This is a genomic window from Mesorhizobium maamorense, assembly GCF_044998965.1.
Lineage (GTDB): Bacteria > Pseudomonadota > Alphaproteobacteria > Rhizobiales > Rhizobiaceae > Mesorhizobium.
This window is the reverse complement of record NZ_CP173356.1, coordinates 2,789,653-2,806,116: the sequence shown is the minus strand read 5'-3', so window position 1 is coordinate 2,806,116 and position 16,464 is coordinate 2,789,653. Positions and strand designations below refer to the sequence as shown.

20 protein-coding genes and 1 other RNA gene are annotated in these 16,464 nt (G+C 62.9%); 10 read left to right on the top strand and 11 right to left on the bottom strand.

What is annotated here, in order from left to right; translation table 11 throughout:
- Positions 1–16: 16 nt before the first annotated feature.
- The 4 genes from ACIU1A_RS14320 to ACIU1A_RS14305 form a co-directional block, all read right to left on the bottom strand.
- A complete protein-coding gene (locus ACIU1A_RS14320) occupies positions 17–904 on the bottom strand; it encodes a sigma-70 family RNA polymerase sigma factor (protein ID WP_404927560.1) in 888 nt (295 codons plus the stop codon).
- Between the two features lie 33 nt (positions 905–937).
- Positions 938–1,243: a hypothetical protein gene (locus ACIU1A_RS14315; protein WP_140817372.1), complete on the bottom strand. Its 306-nt coding sequence runs from the start codon at positions 1,241–1,243 to the stop codon at positions 938–940.
- 267 nt (positions 1,244–1,510) lie between these two features.
- Complete coding sequence (locus tag ACIU1A_RS14310) at positions 1,511–1,756, bottom strand: DUF982 domain-containing protein (protein ID WP_140495302.1); 246 nt, start codon at positions 1,754–1,756, stop codon at positions 1,511–1,513.
- 14 nt (positions 1,757–1,770) lie between these two features.
- The gene (locus ACIU1A_RS14305; RefSeq protein WP_404927559.1) at positions 1,771–2,241 is read right to left on the bottom strand and encodes a MarR family winged helix-turn-helix transcriptional regulator; all 471 of its coding nucleotides are present in this window, start codon (positions 2,239–2,241) and stop codon (positions 1,771–1,773) included.
- Positions 2,242–2,389: 148 nt separating this feature from the next.
- Here ACIU1A_RS14305 and ACIU1A_RS14300 point away from each other — a divergent pair, with 148 nt between their 5' ends.
- Positions 2,390–4,183 (top strand): chloride channel protein, encoded by a 1,794-nt coding sequence (locus ACIU1A_RS14300; RefSeq protein WP_140685498.1) that lies wholly within the window; start codon positions 2,390–2,392, stop codon positions 4,181–4,183.
- Positions 4,184–4,195: 12 nt separating this feature from the next.
- Here ACIU1A_RS14300 and ACIU1A_RS14295 read toward each other — a convergent pair whose 3' ends face one another.
- The 4 genes from ACIU1A_RS14295 to ACIU1A_RS14280 form a co-directional block, all read right to left on the bottom strand.
- A complete protein-coding gene (locus ACIU1A_RS14295) occupies positions 4,196–4,417 on the bottom strand; it encodes a ribbon-helix-helix domain-containing protein (protein ID WP_140495308.1) in 222 nt (73 codons plus the stop codon).
- A gap of 7 nt (positions 4,418–4,424) precedes the next feature.
- Positions 4,425–4,622, bottom strand: a complete 198-nt coding sequence (locus ACIU1A_RS14290) for a DUF4169 family protein (protein WP_140495310.1) — start codon at positions 4,620–4,622, stop codon at positions 4,425–4,427.
- A gap of 18 nt (positions 4,623–4,640) precedes the next feature.
- Complete coding sequence (locus ACIU1A_RS14285; RefSeq protein WP_140495312.1) at positions 4,641–5,174, bottom strand: SspB family protein; 534 nt, start codon at positions 5,172–5,174, stop codon at positions 4,641–4,643.
- Between the two features lie 145 nt (positions 5,175–5,319).
- A complete protein-coding gene (locus ACIU1A_RS14280; protein ID WP_404927558.1) occupies positions 5,320–6,009 on the bottom strand; it encodes a TetR/AcrR family transcriptional regulator in 690 nt (229 codons plus the stop codon).
- A gap of 186 nt (positions 6,010–6,195) precedes the next feature.
- Here ACIU1A_RS14280 and ACIU1A_RS14275 point away from each other — a divergent pair, with 186 nt between their 5' ends.
- A complete protein-coding gene (locus ACIU1A_RS14275) occupies positions 6,196–7,401 on the top strand; it encodes a multidrug effflux MFS transporter (protein WP_140664691.1) in 1,206 nt (401 codons plus the stop codon).
- Positions 7,402–7,466: 65 nt separating this feature from the next.
- Here the strand turns inward: ACIU1A_RS14275 and ACIU1A_RS14270 are convergent, their stop codons facing one another.
- Both ACIU1A_RS14270 and ssrA read right to left on the bottom strand, forming a co-directional pair.
- Positions 7,467–8,018, bottom strand: a complete 552-nt coding sequence (locus ACIU1A_RS14270) for an AAA family ATPase (RefSeq protein ID WP_404927557.1) — start codon at positions 8,016–8,018, stop codon at positions 7,467–7,469.
- Between the two features lie 116 nt (positions 8,019–8,134).
- Positions 8,135–8,495: a transfer-messenger RNA gene (gene ssrA / locus ACIU1A_RS14265) on the bottom strand.
- A 168-nt stretch (positions 8,496–8,663) separates the two neighbouring features.
- Here ssrA and ACIU1A_RS14260 point away from each other — a divergent pair.
- The 6 genes from ACIU1A_RS14260 (at position 8,664) to ACIU1A_RS14235 (ending at position 13,862) form a co-directional block, all read left to right on the top strand.
- On the top strand, positions 8,664–8,975 hold the full coding sequence (locus ACIU1A_RS14260; RefSeq protein WP_140495320.1) for a DUF2853 family protein: 312 nt from the start codon (positions 8,664–8,666) through the stop codon (positions 8,973–8,975).
- A gap of 303 nt (positions 8,976–9,278) precedes the next feature.
- Positions 9,279–10,073 carry a thymidylate synthase gene (locus ACIU1A_RS14255; RefSeq protein WP_140521267.1) on the top strand — a complete coding sequence of 265 codons (795 nt, stop codon included), beginning with the start codon at positions 9,279–9,281 and terminating at the stop codon, positions 10,071–10,073.
- 731 nt (positions 10,074–10,804) lie between these two features.
- Positions 10,805–11,599 (top strand): molybdate ABC transporter substrate-binding protein, encoded by a 795-nt coding sequence (modA, locus tag ACIU1A_RS14250; RefSeq protein ID WP_140630957.1) that lies wholly within the window; start codon positions 10,805–10,807, stop codon positions 11,597–11,599.
- A 15-nt stretch (positions 11,600–11,614) separates the two neighbouring features.
- Positions 11,615–12,319, top strand: a complete 705-nt coding sequence (gene modB, locus ACIU1A_RS14245; RefSeq protein WP_140495324.1) for a molybdate ABC transporter permease subunit — start codon at positions 11,615–11,617, stop codon at positions 12,317–12,319.
- Positions 12,316–13,428, top strand: coding sequence for a molybdenum ABC transporter ATP-binding protein (gene modC, locus ACIU1A_RS14240; protein ID WP_140685499.1), 1,113 nt, complete (start codon positions 12,316–12,318; stop codon positions 13,426–13,428). The genes modB and modC overlap by 4 nt, the downstream gene beginning before the upstream one ends.
- Positions 13,429–13,520: 92 nt before the next feature.
- The gene (locus ACIU1A_RS14235; protein WP_140495328.1) at positions 13,521–13,862 is read left to right on the top strand and encodes a winged helix-turn-helix domain-containing protein; all 342 of its coding nucleotides are present in this window, start codon (positions 13,521–13,523) and stop codon (positions 13,860–13,862) included.
- Between the two features lie 151 nt (positions 13,863–14,013).
- Here ACIU1A_RS14235 and cobF read toward each other — a convergent pair whose 3' ends face one another.
- Positions 14,014–14,778, bottom strand: a complete 765-nt coding sequence (gene cobF / locus ACIU1A_RS14230) for a precorrin-6A synthase (deacetylating) (protein ID WP_404927556.1) — start codon at positions 14,776–14,778, stop codon at positions 14,014–14,016.
- Between the two features lie 124 nt (positions 14,779–14,902).
- Between cobF and ACIU1A_RS14225 the strand changes: the two genes are divergently transcribed.
- Entirely contained in the window at positions 14,903–15,913 is a 1,011-nt protein-coding gene (locus ACIU1A_RS14225; protein WP_404927555.1) for a DUF4424 domain-containing protein, read from the top strand.
- Positions 15,913–16,431: a dihydrofolate reductase gene (locus ACIU1A_RS14220; RefSeq protein WP_404927554.1), complete on the top strand. Its 519-nt coding sequence runs from the start codon at positions 15,913–15,915 to the stop codon at positions 16,429–16,431. The genes ACIU1A_RS14225 and ACIU1A_RS14220 overlap by 1 nt, the downstream gene beginning before the upstream one ends.
- The last annotated feature ends 33 nt before the right edge of the window (positions 16,432–16,464 follow it).

Below are 16,464 nucleotides of genomic sequence, written 5' to 3'. Positions count from 1 at the left end.
GATTTCCCTCGATCGTTCAAAGAACGAGCAGTTCGGCGCTGTCGGCGACGTAGCGGGCGTGACGAAAATCGCGGATGGCGGCAAGCTTGCCCTCCTGCCAGACCAGCAGGATGAAATAGGCTGGTCGCGCAGCCGGATCGTTGCCGTCGTGAACGAGGACCACCGGCCTGTCCTCGACGAATCCCGGCACGAAACGCCAATCGGGGAGGTGGGAATAGTTGTGGAAATAGGTGGCCACTTCCTTGGGTCCGGTAAACCGCGTCCTGGCCACCAGCTCCAGGCGAACTTCATCGGCGAGCATGTCGCGCACGGCGTCGAAATCGCGGGCGTTGAAGCGATCGATATAGGCTTCGAGCAACAGGCGTTCGGAGACGCCCAGCCTGGGAACCGGCCGATTCTCGGGCTCGGCGGCGAGCTGGCGCAGGCGGCCGCGGCCACGATGCAGCGCCGCCTTGACGGCCGGGACGCTGGTGTCCAGCGCGGCGCTGATCTCTTGCAGCGAATAACCCAGAACGTCCATCATGATGACGCTGCTGCGCTGCGCGACGGGCAGGCGCATGAAGGTGTGCAGGCCGGCGGCAGCGGCCTGACGGTCGAAGGTGGCGTTGGCCGGGTCGACGATCATGTCCGGATCCTCATCGGAAAAGGCCTTTTCGCGGGCTCGCCGGCGCAGAAAATCGAGTGCCGTGTTGTGCGCGATGCGGAACAGCCAGCCCTCCGGATTTGCGATCTGGCCGGCGTTCGGCAAAGCCTCGAACGCCTTGGCCAGCGCTTCCTGCAACACGTCCTCGCCGTCAAAGACGGAACCCGCCATGCGCGCGCAATAGCGGTGCAGCTTTGGGCGCAACTCCCCAAACAGGCGTTCGATGAGCGCGCGGTGCTCGCCAGGAATGAGGATGTTCATACGCCCGTCGTTCTCTACATCGCTTGATCGCGCCTACTGGTCCAGCATCCGGTAACTGCCTACTACCGTCATCGCCTCGCGATGCGGAGGCTCGATGCAGCGATCCCTGATGCCGTTCTGAAAAGTCGCGAATGCCGCTAGCCCCGGAAGGGTGCCGGCCTGCTCCTCGGTTGCCGCCTCGACCAGATGGAAGAAGGTGCCGTCGCCGGACCGCCATGTCATGTAGCGAAACCCTTCGGGCGATTTATCCCGCAATTCCTGGAACACGGCCTTGACCAGCCGCTCGTTCTCGTCGACCAGCTCCGGTTTGGTCCTGTAACGTATCAAATGGTGTTTCATCTTGTCTGTTCCTTTGCCGGCCCTGCACCTTGCAGGTCGCTCATGTCCGAGACGAAGCGGCGGAGCCAAAGGATTCAGGGTTTCCGGAATTTTTTTATGCGGCCCCTTATGTCCCATCTTCCCGATGGTAGCCGGGCTTCGCAAAAGTTGAACGGACGACGGCGCGTTGCTGACGGCTGTCGCGATCTCATCGTGCGCTCACCGTCGATCGAGGACGGTATGTCGGGCCTGTGGTTGGGCCAACAACGCCCAGGCCATGCGCGGCAGTTATTCGACCAGAATGCGCGCTTCCCTCGCGGCTTCGACAAAAGCATCCCTGGCGGTATCGGCCGATACGCCGCCGTTCATGGCCTGCCGGCACGCCCGCAGCGCAGCCTTATGCTTGATGCTTCCCGCATCGCGCCAGTGATTGGTAAGAAGGTCGAGAGCTTGTTCGGCATTGGACAGATTTCGAACGTCGCCAGTAACGCCTGTGGAAACCGGGACTGCCTTGGAAAACCAGATGTTGTACATGGCATAGCCTCCATTCAGCTAGGTTGCGAAACTTGTCTCTGGAGCGTGTCGCGGTCCTTTCGGGCGAGCACGCTCCTCAGCATGGGTTCGATGCGCGAAAGCTCGTCGAGATGCACGGCCGACAAGTCGGCGAGGCAGGCATCGGCCCGCTCGGTCAGTTGCAGCAGCACCTTGCGCTGGTCGTCCTTGTCCTGATCCCTGACGATCAGCCCGGCCTCGCACAGGCGGTTGACCAGTTCGACGGCGCTATGATGACGGATGCGCAAGCGTTCGGCGAGGTCGCCGATGGCTACCGGGCCTCCGCCCGGAAAACCCTTTATGGCGAGCAGTGCCTGATGTTGGCGCGATGTCAGACCGGCGTCTTCAGCCTGTAGCTGGCTGAATTCCAGGAAGCGGCGGATCAGATAGCGGAACTCCGACAGCCGCTGGTAATCGGCCTGGCTGATGGCGGGGCGGGGTTTTTGCGGATGCGACATACCAGACATGTGTTGTCATTCCGGCCAAAGCTCAAACGATTTCGGGCCAAGCCCGCTTGAATATTTATATCGTATTACGATACATAGCCGCCGGCAAAGCCGTTTTGACGGTTTGCCGATCCTCCAACAGCGACACGCCACGGAAAGCAGGCAGGCAATGAAGACCGAACAGGGCAGTCCCGGACATCTGCGCGATTTCACCACCGACGCCAGGGTGTTGCTGATCGCTGGCATCGCGGTGGTGGTGGCGACGGCCGCGCTGTTTGCCGGCATCATCCTGCTGAAATTGATCCGGCTCGCCACCAACGTCGCCTATTTCGGTCAATTCACGCTCGCCGATCTGAAACTGGAGGACACGCCGCTTGGCTATGCCGCCGTCGCCGTGCCGGTGATCGGCGCACTCATCATCGGCCTGATGGCGCGCTACGGCAGCGAGAAGATCCGTGGCCACGGCATTCCAGAAGCGATCGAAGCGATCCTGCTCGGGCGCTCGCGGCTGGACGCCAAGGTCGCGGTGCTGAAGCCGCTGTCGTCGGCGATCTCGATCGGCTCCGGTGGCCCGTTCGGCGCCGAGGGCCCAATCATCATGACCGGCGGCGCCATCGGCTCGCTGATCGCGCAGATGCTGCCGGTCAGCGACAATGAGCGCAAGACGCTGCTGGTGGCGGGCGCTGCCGCGGGCATGACCACCGTGTTCGGAACGCCGATCGCCGCCATCATGCTGGCGGTGGAACTGCTTCTGTTCGAGTGGACGCCGCGCAGCTTCATTCCGGTGGCGGTGGCTGCCATCGTGGCGGAGGTCGAGCGCACCATGCTGCACATGCCAGGACCGATCTTTCCGTTTCAGGGCGGCATGGCGATTTCCTTTGCCGGTCTTGGCGGCTGGGTCCTGATCGGCGTTGCCGCCGGCCTCCTGTCTGCCTTGCTGACGCAGATGGTCTATGCCTGCGAGGACGGTTTCCAGAAGCTGCCGATCCACTGGATGTGGTGGCCGATGCTCGGCGGTCTCGTCGTCGGCATTGGCGGCTTGATCGAGCCGCAGGCGCTCGGCGTCGGCTACGACAACATATCCACCATGCTGGACGGCCGTACGATCGCGACGGCGGCACTCCTGTTGTTGGTGGTGAAAGCCGTCATCTGGTCGGTGGCGCTGGGCTCGGGAACGTCGGGCGGCGTGTTGGCGCCACTGCTGATCATGGGCGGCGCGATGGGCGCGGTGCTCGCCGGCTTCCTGCCGGCGGCCGATCCCGGCTTCTGGGCGCTGCTGGCGATGGCGGCGACCATGGGTGGCACGATGCGCGCGCCGCTGACGGCGACCTTCTTCGCGGTCGAATTGACCGGCAACACGCATGTGCTGGTGCCGCTGATCGCGGCCTGCGCCGCCGCCCATGCGGTGACGGTGCTTTTGATGAAACGTTCCATCCTGACCGAGAAGATCGCCAGGCGAGGGCATCATCTGGTGCGCGAATACCGGGTCGATCCGTTCGCGCTGACCAGGGTGCACGAAGTGATGACCACGCAGGTCCAGAGCGTGCCGGCGACGATGACGCTGCATGGCGCAGCGGCATTCCTGACTGCGCCGGAGACGCGTCATCCGAGCTTCCCGGTCATTGACGGCAACAGGCAGGTGCTCGGCCTCATCGATCCACCGGCGATCCTGCGCTGGCGGCGTGCCGGCAAGCACCGGACGACGACGCTCGGCGACTTGCTGGCCGGCAGCAAGGTGACGCTTGCCTATCCCGATGAATATCTGGAAGGCCTGTCGGACAAGCTCCTGACGGCCAACGTGTCGCATCTGCCGGTCGTGGCACGCGACGACGGAACGCTGGTCGGTTACGTCGGCTGGAAGGACCTGATGCGCGTCAGATCCAGGAAGCAGGCGGAAGAGCGCGATCGCACGGCCCTCCTGGGGTTCGGCACCCGCCGCGGGAAACAGGAAGGCACTGCCTGACGGAGCCAGGCGTCAGGCGCGGCCGCGCTTCGCCCAGGCCAGTACATGGATCCGGAGCGCTGAGGACAGATTGGTGTCACGCGGCCGGTTTTCGTCGACTTCCGCGACCAGCGCGGCAAGGGTCAGATTGCGCGCGGCGGCGATGGCGACAAGGTCGTCAAAAAACGGCTTTTCGAGCGAATAGCTGGTGCGGTGGCCACGGATCGTCACCGAGCGTTTTTCGACCGGGCTCACCTGGAGCTCATTTGGGGTCCGGATCGGGCGACGGTTGACGCCGATGGCCCGCGACGAAGAACTCGGCCTTTTCGGCAACCAGGCGGTCGCGTTCCTTCTCTGCCCCGGAGCGGCCGTACAGGGCGCGGTTCTGGCTGGCAGTGCGTTCCTTCTCCAGCCTTGCCTTCTGCTTGCGAGCCTGGCGCAGATTGACGATGTCGGCCATGACGCGCGACCCGAAGGCTTATTTCTTGCGGAAGGCGTCGAGCGAGACGACTTCGGCGCCCTTGGCGGCATCGGCATCGGCCGCCTTCTTCTCGGGTTCGGCGGCCTTCTTCTCCGCCTTCGGCTTTTTCTCGGAGACGATGGCGAGCGGTTCGGACGCCGGCTGGGAAGCTGGTTCGTCATCTGACTGGCCTTCGGTCTTGACGTCGAATTCGAGTTCGAAGTTAACCGACGGATCGTAGAAGCCGCGCACCGCCGAGAACGGGATTTCGAGTTTTTCCGGCACGTCCGAGAAGGAGAGCCCGACCTCGAAACCGGTCTCGGTGACCTTCAGGTCCCAATACTGGAACTGGATGACGATGGTCATCTGCTCCGGATAGCGCTCGCGCAGCCGCGAAGACACGCGCACGCCCGGCGCGCCGGTCAGGAAGGTGATGAAGAAATGATGGTTGCCGGGGAGGCCGGTGCGCGCGACCTCGGCCAGGACCTTGCGCATGACGCCGCGCAACGCCTCCTGGGCCAGAATGTCATAGCGGATGTGGTCGTCGGCCATGTGGCGGTCGGGTTCCGTTGAATCGTCCGCATAGCTGTAATCAAGCTTGAGCGCGGCGTAAACCGCATATAGACCGCCGCCGCGAGGAAGCGAGGACGATTGCCGAGATTTGATCGCGGAAGCCGGCTTGCGTCACCCGCAAATGTCACGCGTTGGCAAGCGCGGCGTGTTTCTTGACGCTGGTCGGGGAGGGGCGCTTGCCGAAAGCGCGCAGGAAGGTGCGCACGCCATTTGTCGCCGATTGCACGACCTCGTCCTCGGCCGGGGTGCCGCCGAGCATGAAGGTCGTCTGCAATTCAGCATTGACGAGGCCGAGGAACTGCCGCGCCGCGACGTCGGGGTCGTCGATCGCGAGGTAACCGCCATAGGCAAGGCGGGCGAAGCGGGCGGCGATTGCCGGCCATGTCCTGCCAGGACCCTGTTCGCGCCATTCGGCGAACAGTTCGGGGTAGCGCTCGCCTTCGGTCTGGATCAGCTTGCGCAGGAATTTTCCGTCGCGGTTGCAGATGCAGTTCTGGTTCAGGCGCACGGCAAAGCCGATCAGATCCGCTTCCAGATCCCTCGGCTGGTCCGGGAACGTGGCGATGGTGGCGAAGATGCCGGCATTGCAGCGCTCGGTGAGATCGCGGACTACGGAGATGAAGAGCTTTTCCTTGTCGCCATGGTGGTTGTAGACGGTCTGGCGCGAGACACCCGCCTCGGCGGCGATCAGGTCGATATTGGCGCCGGCAAAGCCCTCGCGGCAGAACACGGAAGCGGCTGCGTCGACCACCGAGATGCGCTTGGCCTCGTGGCTGCGTGGCGGGAAACTGTCAGGAGAAACGCCCGGTCTCATGAAAATCTATATAGAGGTGATTGACGATTTAGACAAGACTGTCTAAATTTGTGGACACGCTATAAGGGGTTCACCTCTGGACAGGCGAACAATTCGCTCTCGGAGAGTCGGAATCCCACGGGATCGAACGTCCTGGGGTCAGACGTCGCCTTGCGGCGGCAACCAGATCTGAAAGAAGCCAACATCATGAGTCCCAAATTCCTCCGCATCGCGGTCGTGCTCGGCCTGTTGTCCGCCATCGGGCCCTTCGCCATCGATATGTATCTGCCCGCATTGCCCTCGATCGGCGCGGATCTCAACGCCGGCACCGCAGCCGTGCAGATGAGCCTTTTGATCTTCTTCCTGTCGATGGGCTTCGGCCAGATCGTCGTCGGGCCGATCTCCGATATGGTCGGACGCAAGCTGCCGCTCTATGGCGGTCTTGCGCTGTTCATGGTCGGCGGCGTCGGTTCGGCATTGGCGCCGACCATCGAATGGCTGATCGCCTTCCGTTTCCTGCAGGGCCTTGGCGCCAGCGCCGGCATGGCCATTCCGCGCGCGATCGTGCGCGACCTGCACACTGGCAACGAAGCCGCCAAGCTGATGTCGTTGCTGATGTTGGTGTTCTCGGTGTCGCCGATCCTGGCGCCGCTGACCGGCAGCCAGATCATCGAGAGTTTCGGCTGGCGCGCCGTGTTCTGGACCGTCACGGCCGCAGCGGTGCTAGCAACCATCCTGCTCGCGACCTCGCTCAAGGAGACGCGGCCGGCTGAAGAACGCGCCGGTTCTTCCTTTGGCACCGCCCTTTCAGGCTACCGTTTCCTGATGGGGGATCGCAATTTCCTCGGCCTGGTGGCGATCGCGGGCTTCGGCATTGCGAGCTTCTTCGTCTATCTGTCGAGCTCGTCCTTCATCCTGATCGACCACTACGGCCTGTCGCCTTCGGTCTATAGCGTGTTCTTCTCGATCAATGCCGTCGCCTTCATCGGCATGTCGCAGCTCACCGGCCTGCTTTCCGAGCGTTTCGGGCTCAAGCGGGTGGTGTGGGTAGCGGTGACCGGCTACGCCACGACGATGGTGGCACTGTTCGCTATCATGGCTTCCGGCGTGGACCGGCTGGATGTGATGGCGGCGCTGCTGTTCGTCGGCTATGGCTTTCTCGGCCTGGTCATTCCGACCACCTCGGTATTGGCCATGGAGGAGCATGGCGAGATCGCCGGCACGGCTTCGGCGCTGATGGGCACGCTGCACTTCGCCATCGGTGCGCTCGCCATGGGTGTCGCGGGCATCTTCTTCGACGGCACGCCGCTGCCGATGGTCGCCGGCATCACGCTCTGCGCGGTGATCTCCTTCACCCTGGCCAAGATCACGCTCGGCCGTTCGCGCGAGGCCGTCGAAGCGCCGGCGGAGTAGGCAATCGCCAATAAATTGAAAAGAGGCCGGGAAATTGAAAGAGGCCGGGGCGATCCCGGCCTTTTTCATGCCAATCCCGTTTCGTCCAGCATGAAGCGCAGCCGTGTCTCGACAGGCGCCAGGGGCAGCCATACCAGTTCATAACCGAGTTCGGCATAGACGCCGACCAGCGCGTGACAGGTACGCTCGGCTTCGTCGAGCGTTTGCTTGCGCTCTTCATCCTGCGTGAAGATTTCGGGCCAGGGCGGGGCAACGAAGACACGAGGGTTGTAGCGGCAACGCTTCGCTGCGATGCCGACGTGATCGGGCACCGCCAGGCCGCAGAGGCGGAGATAGCCCAGCGTGTCGGGCACGCCACGATCGAAGAAGACCGGTCCTTCCTGTTCGATCGCAGCTTGGTAGGAGCGCATCTCCCAGGACAGCATCAATTCGGTGAACAACGCGCGATCGCTCCACGGCAAGGCGGGACCGCCAATGGCGGACTGGTCGCGAATGATGCCGCGTCCGGCCTCGACCGAGGTGGCGAACCCTGCACGGCGCAAGGCTTCGATCAGTGCGGTCTTGCCGGAGCCCGGACCGCCGGTCAGCACGAAGAATCGGTCGGAATTGTTTTGCATTTTTTACCCATGACGAAGGAGGCACGCGGCTCCACTGCGTCGCCTCCCATGGGCTGAACGAAGTCTGGCCGGCGCGAGCGTGCCGTTGCGCGTGATGCAGATGAAAAAGGGGGAGAAGTGGAGGTTTCTGTTGCCAGGTACCTCCGAACCCCGCCTAGAAGTGCGAACCCCTAGGGCTTGATTTGAAGCTATCGCACTGCATTAAGCAGCGAGACGTGCTTCCGCATAGTTGTCGTTGGCAACTATAAGTTTAGCCCGATGACGGTGGTACAATGCCGGGCAAAAGTACGATCTTTACACCTTCGTCGATCCTATTTCGCCCCCAGCAAAAGCCGCTCCGTCTTCCAGAGCGGTTTTTGGTGGAGGCGCCGGGTACCGCCCCCGGGTCCGAACGGCTTATTTCATCGCCAGTTTATCGCCATAGTCGGTCAAGCCGACGAAGCGAATATAAGGGTCCGTCGCCAGAAATGAAAGACCGCAATGGTGCTTTGTCCCTGTGTCAAAATGCGACGCGGCAGGGTTGACTTGGGAACGGTCTCAACCGAAGCTTTGCCGCGGTGAGGAGTTACCGACCGAGCGCACGAGTTGCGGAGCGCGCCACAGCCCTCATCGACCGGATCCGTGGCGCCGACGAGGGGAATTTTGATGGCCGACTATCTTGCAGACGTGAAGAAATACGACGCCGCGGCGAGTGCGGAAATTGTCGAGAAGATCGTCAAGCATCTGGGCATCGCGCTCAGGAACCGCGACTCCTCGCTGGTGTCCTGCACCGATCCCAAAGAACTCGAGCGCGTCCGGGAAAACTGGGTCGGCAAGAAGCTCGGCGTCGCCGATGCGGCGAAGGCAGATGCTGCGATCGAGAAGACCTGCAAGGCGATGGCCGCAGACAACACCAAGAATCGAGTGACTTTTTACTACCTCGTTGCCAAGGACCTGGGAAAGCTCGGTTCGCTCTGAGAATTCCGTGCTCGCGCGGCTGCTGAAGCGCGCCGCTGGTTTGTAACGGGCACGGCTTGTGCTGCCCCTCATCTGGCTGCCGCCATCTTCTCCCCGTATAGAGACGGGGAGAGGAATGCTGTCACCGATGGTTTCGGCAATTGCCGGCGTTGCAAGACGGACACCGAGGCTGCGGCCAGTTTGCTTGGATGTCGGCGCAGACGCCGAAACAGTGATGAGGCAAGCGTCGCCTGCGCCGTTTTGATGTGTTCGGCCGCCTGTCTAGCAGCTATAATGCTCGCACAATCGAATCGAGCCGAACCGATGCGCCAGTATCTCGACCTTCTGCAGCACGTGCTGGATCATGGCGCCGACCGCGGCGACCGCACGGGCACGGGCACGCGCTCCGTGTTCGGCTACCAGATGCGCTTCGATCTGGCGCGCGGCTTTCCCGTCACCACCACCAAGAAGCTGCACCTGAAATCGATCATTCATGAGCTTTTGTGGTTCCTGGCCGGCGAAACCAATATCAAATATCTGACCGACCATGGCGTTTCCATCTGGGACGAATGGGCTGACGAGAATGGCGACCTTGGCCCCGTCTATGGCAAGCAGTGGCGTTCCTGGCCGGACGGCCATGGCGGGTCGATCGATCAGATAAACAATCTTGTGAAAGAGATACGCCGCAATCCTCAATCGCGGCGGCTGATCGTTTCGGCCTGGAATCCGGCCGAGGTGGAGGCGATGGCGTTGCCGCCATGCCATTGCCTGTTCCAGTTCTACGTCTCGGAAGGCCGGCTTTCCTGCCAGCTTTACCAGCGTTCCGGCGACATCTTCCTCGGCGTGCCGTTCAACATCGCCTCCTACGCCCTGCTGACGCTGATGGTGGCGCAGGTGACCGGCCTGAAGCCCGGTGATTTCGTCCATACGCTCGGCGACGCGCATCTTTATTCGAACCATTTCGAGCAGGCGCGCGAGCAACTTCGGCGCACGCCAAGAACGCTGCCGACCATGTGGATCAACCCTGAAGTGAAGGATCTCTTCGCCTTCCGCTTCGAGGATTTCCGGCTGGAAAACTATGTCGCCGACGCGACGATCAAGGCGCCGATCGCGGTCTGAACCGCCGGCGCAACCTTGCCGACCTTGATGTCTCGAGGCCGTGGCGATGGTGGTGCCTCGCCGGTACGTCGTTTTGATATCTTTTCGACAAGATCGGTCGACCTTACCCTCAGGCCAGGAGATTTCCGGGGAGGCGTCCATGCGACTGTCAGCAGCGGTATTTGCGCTCGTCTTTGTCTTCGCTTTCAATGCCCACGCATTTGCCGAGTGCGGGTGTGAATGCATCAACAACAGCATGAAGCCGTTCTGCGACGATCCAGCTGCGAAGCTGCCAAACTGTCCCCGCGCGACTTGCAAGCCCGCTGACGCAGAGGGGAATGACCTTCCCGCAAGCGCCATATCAAGCGAGACGCGGTATGTCTGCAAAGTGCGGATGGTGAAGACGCCGGAAGGCTCGTTTCGACACACACTTATCTGCATTTAGACATTGTCTCGCCTCTCCCAATAGATCACGGCGGCGACAGCTATGTCGCCCAAAAGTGACCGCAGTTTTGGGGGAACGACGCGCTTTAGAAGATTTCAGCCTTGGTTCCGTCGAGGGCAACGGGCGCCGATTTTCTTGTGACGTCTTCGTCTGCCTTTCGCTGTATCCGTGCTGGTCTATCGCAGGTCGCGATGACGCCGCGCATTCAATGGCGACGCTGGGCGAAAAACCTTTCCTTGTTATATTCATCCGGATATATCGGATGGCAGGCTTCGAGCAGACCGGATGCCAACTCAGGGAGAGCTTCATGACGCGCAACGGTTTTGCAGTGGCGGCGGTCGCCATTGGTGGCTTCGCGGCGGCGTGGACGGCAGCAGTGCCGGCGGCGCGCGCGCAAGACGAGGTCGTGGTGTTTGCGGCCGCCAGCCTCAAGGACGCGCTCGACGCGGTCAACAAGGCCTGCGCGGCTGATGTCGGCGAAGCGGCGACCATCTCCTACGCGGCGAGTTCGGCGCTCGCCAAGCAGATCGAAAGCGGCGCGCCGGCGGACGTCTTCATCTCGGCCGATCTCGACTGGATGAAGTATCTTTCCGACAGGAAGCTGACCAAGCCCGATACCGAAGTGAAGCTGCTCGGCAACCAGATCGTGCTGGTGGCGCCGAAGGATTCGGGCGTTGAAGCCAAGATCGAAAAGGGTTTTGATCTGGCCAGACTGGTCGGCGACGGCAAGCTCGCCATGGGCGACCTCAAGGCTGTGCCGGCTGGCAAATACGGCAAGGCCGCGCTTGAATCGCTCGGCGTCTGGTCCTCGGTCGAGGGCAAGGTGGCGCAGGCCGAGAATGTGCGTGCGGCACTCAAGCTGGTCTCGATGGGCGAAGCGGCTCTCGGCATCGTCTATGCCACGGACGCGCATGCCGAAAAGGGCGTCAAGGTGGTTGGTGTTTTCCCCGAGGATTCACATCCGCCGATCATCTATCCGGTTGCCCAAACGGCTGATTCGAAGGACAAGGACACGCCTGCCTTCCTGAAGTGCCTGCGGACGGCAAAGGCATCGGATCTATTCAAGGAGCAGGGTTTCACGGTCCTTGCGCCCGTCAACTAGGATAGCCACCTGCGCATGAACTGGCTGCTGGACCTCACTCCCGACGAATGGAATGCGGTCCGGCTGTCCATCAAGGTGGCGACAGTGGCGATGATCGCCAGCCTGCCGCCGGGCATAGCGATAGCGCTGCTCCTGGCGCGCGGCCGATTCTGGGGCAAGACGCTGCTCAACGGGCTGGTGCATCTGCCGCTGATCCTGCCGCCCGTGGTGACCGGCTATCTCCTGCTTCTGACCTTCGGCAAGCGCGGGCCGGCCGGCGCATTCCTGGCCGAGCATTTCGGCATCGTCTTTTCCTTTCGCTGGACGGGTGCGGCTCTTGCCTGCGGCGTCATGGGTTTTCCGCTGATGGTGCGGGCGATCCGATTGTCGATCGAGGCCGTCGACCGCAAGATGGAGGCGGCGGCCGGAACGCTCGGCGCCAGCCCGCCATGGGTGTTCGGCACCATCACCTTGCCGCTGATCCTGCCTGGGCTGATCGCCGGCGCCATCCTCTCCTTCGCCAAGGCGATGGGCGAGTTCGGAGCGACGATCACCTTCGTCTCCAACATCCCCAACGAGACGCAGACGCTGCCGTCGGCGATCTACACGTTCACCCAGGTGCCGGGCGGCGATGCCGGAGCGCTTCGGCTGACGCTGATCTCGATCGTCATCTCGATGGCCGCCCTGGTGGCCTCGGAAGTGTTGGCGCGGCGCGTCGGCCGGCGGATGGACATCGAATGAGCGTCCTTGTCGACATCCGCCATCGGCTCGGCGATTTCCCCCTCGACATCCGCTTCGAGAGCGCCGGGCGGCTGACGGCGCTGTTCGGGCCCTCCGGCTCGGGCAAGACGACGCTGATCAATATGATTGCCGGGCTGATCCGGCCCGACCAGGGACGCATCGAGGTCGATGGCCGTGTGCTGGTCGACACGGCCAAGGGCATTTTCGTGCCGAAGCACAGGCGCCGGATCGGCATGGTGTTCCAGGACGCGCGTCTGTTTCCGCATATGAGCGTGGCGAGCAATTTGCGCTATGGCCGCTGGTTCACGCCGGCGGCGGAGCGTTATGCCGAGATCGACGCCGTCGTCGAATTGCTCGGCATCGAGCCGCTGCTGGCGCGGCGGCCGGCAAAGCTCTCGGGCGGCGAGAGGCAGCGCGTCGCGATCGGCCGGGCGCTGCTCGCCAGCCCCCGGCTGTTGCTGATGGACGAGCCGCTGGCCTCGCTCGACGAGGCGCGCAAGGCCGAAATCCTGCCCTATGTCGAGCGCCTGCGCGACGAGACCAAGATCCCGATCGTCTATGTCAGCCATTCGATCGCCGAGGTGGCGCGGCTGGCGAGCGACGTGGTGATGCTGGCGCGAGGCAAGCTTGCCGCCAGCGGCCCGACCACGGCTGTCATGCAAAGGCCGGACCTTCTGCCGGCGGAGGAGCGCGGCGAGGGCGGCGCGGTGCTGGACACCAGCGTACTGCAGCATGACGAGGTTTTCGGCATGACGGTGCTTGGCTCGAACGCCGGCGAGATACGCGTGCCCAAGCTGGTGGCGACGGTGGGCGCGCCGGTGCGCATACGCATCCGCGCGCGCGACGTCATGATCGCCACCGAACGGCCGTCTGGTCTCAGCGCGCTCAACATCCTGGCCGGCACGATCGTCGCGATCAGACCGGGCGAGGGGCCGACGGTCGAGATCGGTATCGACTGCAACGGCGCGACCGTGCTGGCACGGGTCACCGAACAGTCGCGGCAGGTTCTGAAGCTGCGGCTCGGCGGACAGGTCTTCGCCGTGATCAAGACGGTGAGTTTCGACCAGGCAAACACCGGGGGCGGGCTCCCCGCGGAGGCGGACGGCTGAGACGGCGAGCGGGTCTCTGCGCTATATCGATTTGGAATAGCGAGGCGGCCAGGGACGCTCTAACATGGCGGGCGTGATCGCGGAGGAAGACAATGCCGTCGCTGAGCTTGCGGATAAATCTCGACCCCGACGGGCGCATCGGGCCGGGCAAGATCGAATTGCTGGAGCAGATCGCCGCCTTCGGTTCGATCTCGGCCGCCGCGCGCGGCATGGAGATGTCCTACAAGCATGCGTGGGACTTGGTCGAGGACATGAACCGGGTGTTCGGCAAGCCGCTGGTGGCCGCGCAGACCGGCGGCCGCAAGGGCGGCGGCGCACAATTGACGGCGGTGGGCCTGGCCGTGGTCAGCCGTTTCCGCGCCATCGAACGCGCGGCGGCTTCGGCCGCCGCGACGCATATGGAGGCGTTGCAGGCGGAGATTGAGGAGGGGTAGGGCAGTAGGGCAGTAGGGCAGTAGGGCAGTAGGGCAGTAGGGCAGTAGGGCAGTAGGGCAGTAGGGCAGACCAACTCGGGCGCGTCGAATTTTTCGAGTGCTTTCTTGTGTTCCGGCTCCTGATGTCTCGTTCACTTACTGCCTTACTGCCTTACTCCCCTACCTTCCTCAGCATGTACGTATCCATGATCCAGCCTTTTTCCCTGCGAGCTTGCTCGCGGCGCTTTTCGATTTCGGCGCCGACGTCGCCTAGGCGGCCGGAGACGATGATTTCGTCCGGCGTGCCGAGATAAGCGCCCCATTGGATGAAAAGATCCTGGTCGGCGAGCGTGTTGAAGGCGCATTTGCCGTCAAGCATGACGACGGCGCTGCCGGCATTTTGCGGCATGCCTTCTTCCGTCAGCCGGCGGCCGGTGGTGATCAGGATGGAATCGCCGATGCGGTTCAGCGCTGTCGCGTGGCTGGCGGCGAGCGCCTGAATGGCGGTGATGCCGGGAATAACCTCCAGTTCGAAGGCGACGTTGCCCCTTAGGCGTACGCGCTCCAGGATGCGCAGCGCGCTGTCGTAGAGCGAGGGGTCGCCCCAGATCAGGAAGGCGCCGCAACTATCCTCGGCGATCTCTTCACGGATCAGGTCTTCATAGATGGCGGCGATTGCCTCGTGCCAGTCATCGACCGTCGAGCGATAGGAAGGCGCCGGTTCGGCCCGCACGGGCACGTCGAATTCCACGCGGCGTGAATTCGGGTTGGTGACGAAGCGGTCGCAGATGTGACGGCGCAGTTCGGCAAGATCGTTCTTCTTCGCACCCTTGTCGGGGATGAACAGCACGTCGGCCCGATTGAGGCCGTCTATGGCCTGCACGGTCATATGGTCGGGATTGCCGGCGCCGATGCCGATGACGAGAAGCTTGCGCATGAAGCGAACTCCTGCCCGATCGCAACCCTTTAGTCCAGACTGGCGTGGCGCGGATGCGGAAGGGCTTTGAAACGCCACGTTGAAACCGCTAGGGTCATCGCGACATTCTCGCCGAGGGGCTTTCATGTTGCGATATGTTCTGACGGCGGTGCTGGCCTTGTCGGCCGCACCCGCGTTCGCCAATGATTCCGTTGCCGAGCTCGGCACAGGCGGCCTGGTGCTGTCGCGCAGCGATGCCGTGGCGATGCAGAGCGAGGACCTCTTCATCTCGCCGGAAAAGGTGACCGTGGATTACGTCTTCCACAACAACACCGACAAGGACGTCGAGGCGATCGTCGCCTTCCCAATGCCCGACATATCCGGCGATCCCGAGGAGATGCCGGCGATCCCCGAAAACCAGAGCGACAATTTCCTCGGCTTCGAGGTGACGATCGACGGCGTGGCGGCAAAGCCTGAGCTCGAGCAGAAGGCGTTCGCGCTCGGCATCGACATCGGTGCCGACCTGAAGGCGCAGAACGTGCCTTTCAACCCATTCGGTGAAGCGGCAAAGGCGGCGCTCGCGAAGCTGCCGCAAACGGTGGCCGACGATTGGGTCACCCGCGGCATCATCATCGAGGACACTGTCGATGACAGCGCTGGCGCGAAACCCAACTATGCACCGTTCTGGCAATTGCGCTCGACCTATTGGTGGCGCTCGACCTTTCCGGCCAACAAGGACGTCCACGTTTCCCACCGCTACAAACCGAGCGTCGGCGGCACCTCGTCGGTCAGCTTCTTCTACGACGGCAAGTTCCAGGGACAGTACGCCGCCTACAAGTCCCGCTACTGCATGGACGACACGTTCGAGAACGCAGTGCGCAAGGCTGCCAAGAACGATCCCGACGGCTATCCAAAGTATTACGAGAGCCGCATCGCCTACATCCTGACCACCGGCGGCAACTGGGCGGCCGGCAGCATCGGCAAGTTCAAGCTGACCGTCGACAAGGGCAATCCCAAAGCCCTGGTCTCGTTCTGCGGCGACAATGTCAGGAAGGTCGGGCCGACGAGTTTCGAGATGACGGCTGAGGACTTCTATCCAGAGCGCGACATCGACATCCTTATCCTCGATCCATCCGACAATGGGAACGGCAACTGATGCACGTGGCAATCTATGTCGCCATCGCCGAGAACGGCGTCATCGGGCGGGACGGGGGGCTGCCCTGGCGGCTTTCCACCGATCTCAAGCGCTTCAAGGCAGACACGATGGGCAAGCCTATCATCATGGGCCGCAAAACCTATGAAGGCATCGGCCGGCCGCTGCCGGGCAGGCTGAACATCGTTGTCACACGTGACAAGGCTTGGCGCGCCGACGGCGTGGAGGTGGCGCATACGCTCGAGAACGCGATCCAGCTGGCTGATGTGCGTGGGCGCTGCATGAGCGGGGTGAACGAGGTCTGCGTCATCGGCGGCGGCGAAATCTATGCGCAGGCGCTGCCGCTGGCCGACCGGCTGCACGTCACCCATGTGCTGGCCGCTGTCGACGGCGACGCGCATTTCCCGCCGATCGATCCGAAACGCTGGCGCGAAGTCAGTTCGCAGGAGATCCCAGCCGGCGAAAAGGACAGCCACGCGACGCGCTATACGGTTTACGAGCGACGCGGCGAGAGCCATTGAAAGAAAAAAGGCGTTTAAAGACGACAAAGGGTC

Excerpts from the sequence above, each read along its gene's own strand:
- ACIU1A_RS14315 (WP_140817372.1), bottom strand. The coding sequence starts at position 1,243 with ATGAAACACCATTTGATACGTTACAGGACCAAACCGGAGCTGGTCGAC.
- modB (WP_140495324.1), top strand. The coding sequence starts at position 11,615 with ATGAACTGGCTGCTGGACCTCACTCCCGACGAATGGAATGCGGTCCGG.
- ACIU1A_RS14220 (WP_404927554.1), top strand. The coding sequence starts at position 15,913 with ATGCACGTGGCAATCTATGTCGCCATCGCCGAGAACGGCGTCATCGGG.
- modC (WP_140685499.1), top strand. The coding sequence starts at position 12,316 with ATGAGCGTCCTTGTCGACATCCGCCATCGGCTCGGCGATTTCCCCCTC.
- ACIU1A_RS14235 (WP_140495328.1), top strand. The coding sequence starts at position 13,521 with ATGCCGTCGCTGAGCTTGCGGATAAATCTCGACCCCGACGGGCGCATC.
- ACIU1A_RS14285 (WP_140495312.1), bottom strand. The coding sequence starts at position 5,174 with ATGGCCGACGACCACATCCGCTATGACATTCTGGCCCAGGAGGCGTTG.
- ACIU1A_RS14305 (WP_404927559.1), bottom strand. The coding sequence starts at position 2,241 with ATGTCTGGTATGTCGCATCCGCAAAAACCCCGCCCCGCCATCAGCCAG.
- ACIU1A_RS14300 (WP_140685498.1), top strand. The coding sequence starts at position 2,390 with ATGAAGACCGAACAGGGCAGTCCCGGACATCTGCGCGATTTCACCACC.
- ACIU1A_RS14270 (WP_404927557.1), bottom strand. The coding sequence starts at position 8,018 with ATGCAAAACAATTCCGACCGATTCTTCGTGCTGACCGGCGGTCCGGGC.
- ACIU1A_RS14255 (WP_140521267.1), top strand. The coding sequence starts at position 9,279 with ATGCGCCAGTATCTCGACCTTCTGCAGCACGTGCTGGATCATGGCGCC.
- cobF (WP_404927556.1), bottom strand. The coding sequence starts at position 14,778 with ATGCGCAAGCTTCTCGTCATCGGCATCGGCGCCGGCAATCCCGACCAT.
- ACIU1A_RS14320 (WP_404927560.1), bottom strand. The coding sequence starts at position 904 with ATGAACATCCTCATTCCTGGCGAGCACCGCGCGCTCATCGAACGCCTG.
- ACIU1A_RS14225 (WP_404927555.1), top strand. The coding sequence starts at position 14,903 with ATGTTGCGATATGTTCTGACGGCGGTGCTGGCCTTGTCGGCCGCACCC.
- ACIU1A_RS14290 (WP_140495310.1), bottom strand. The coding sequence starts at position 4,622 with ATGGCCGACATCGTCAATCTGCGCCAGGCTCGCAAGCAGAAGGCAAGG.
- ACIU1A_RS14275 (WP_140664691.1), top strand. The coding sequence starts at position 6,196 with ATGAGTCCCAAATTCCTCCGCATCGCGGTCGTGCTCGGCCTGTTGTCC.
- ACIU1A_RS14260 (WP_140495320.1), top strand. The coding sequence starts at position 8,664 with ATGGCCGACTATCTTGCAGACGTGAAGAAATACGACGCCGCGGCGAGT.
- ACIU1A_RS14310 (WP_140495302.1), bottom strand. The coding sequence starts at position 1,756 with ATGTACAACATCTGGTTTTCCAAGGCAGTCCCGGTTTCCACAGGCGTT.
- ACIU1A_RS14280 (WP_404927558.1), bottom strand. The coding sequence starts at position 6,009 with ATGAGACCGGGCGTTTCTCCTGACAGTTTCCCGCCACGCAGCCACGAG.
- modA (WP_140630957.1), top strand. The coding sequence starts at position 10,805 with ATGACGCGCAACGGTTTTGCAGTGGCGGCGGTCGCCATTGGTGGCTTC.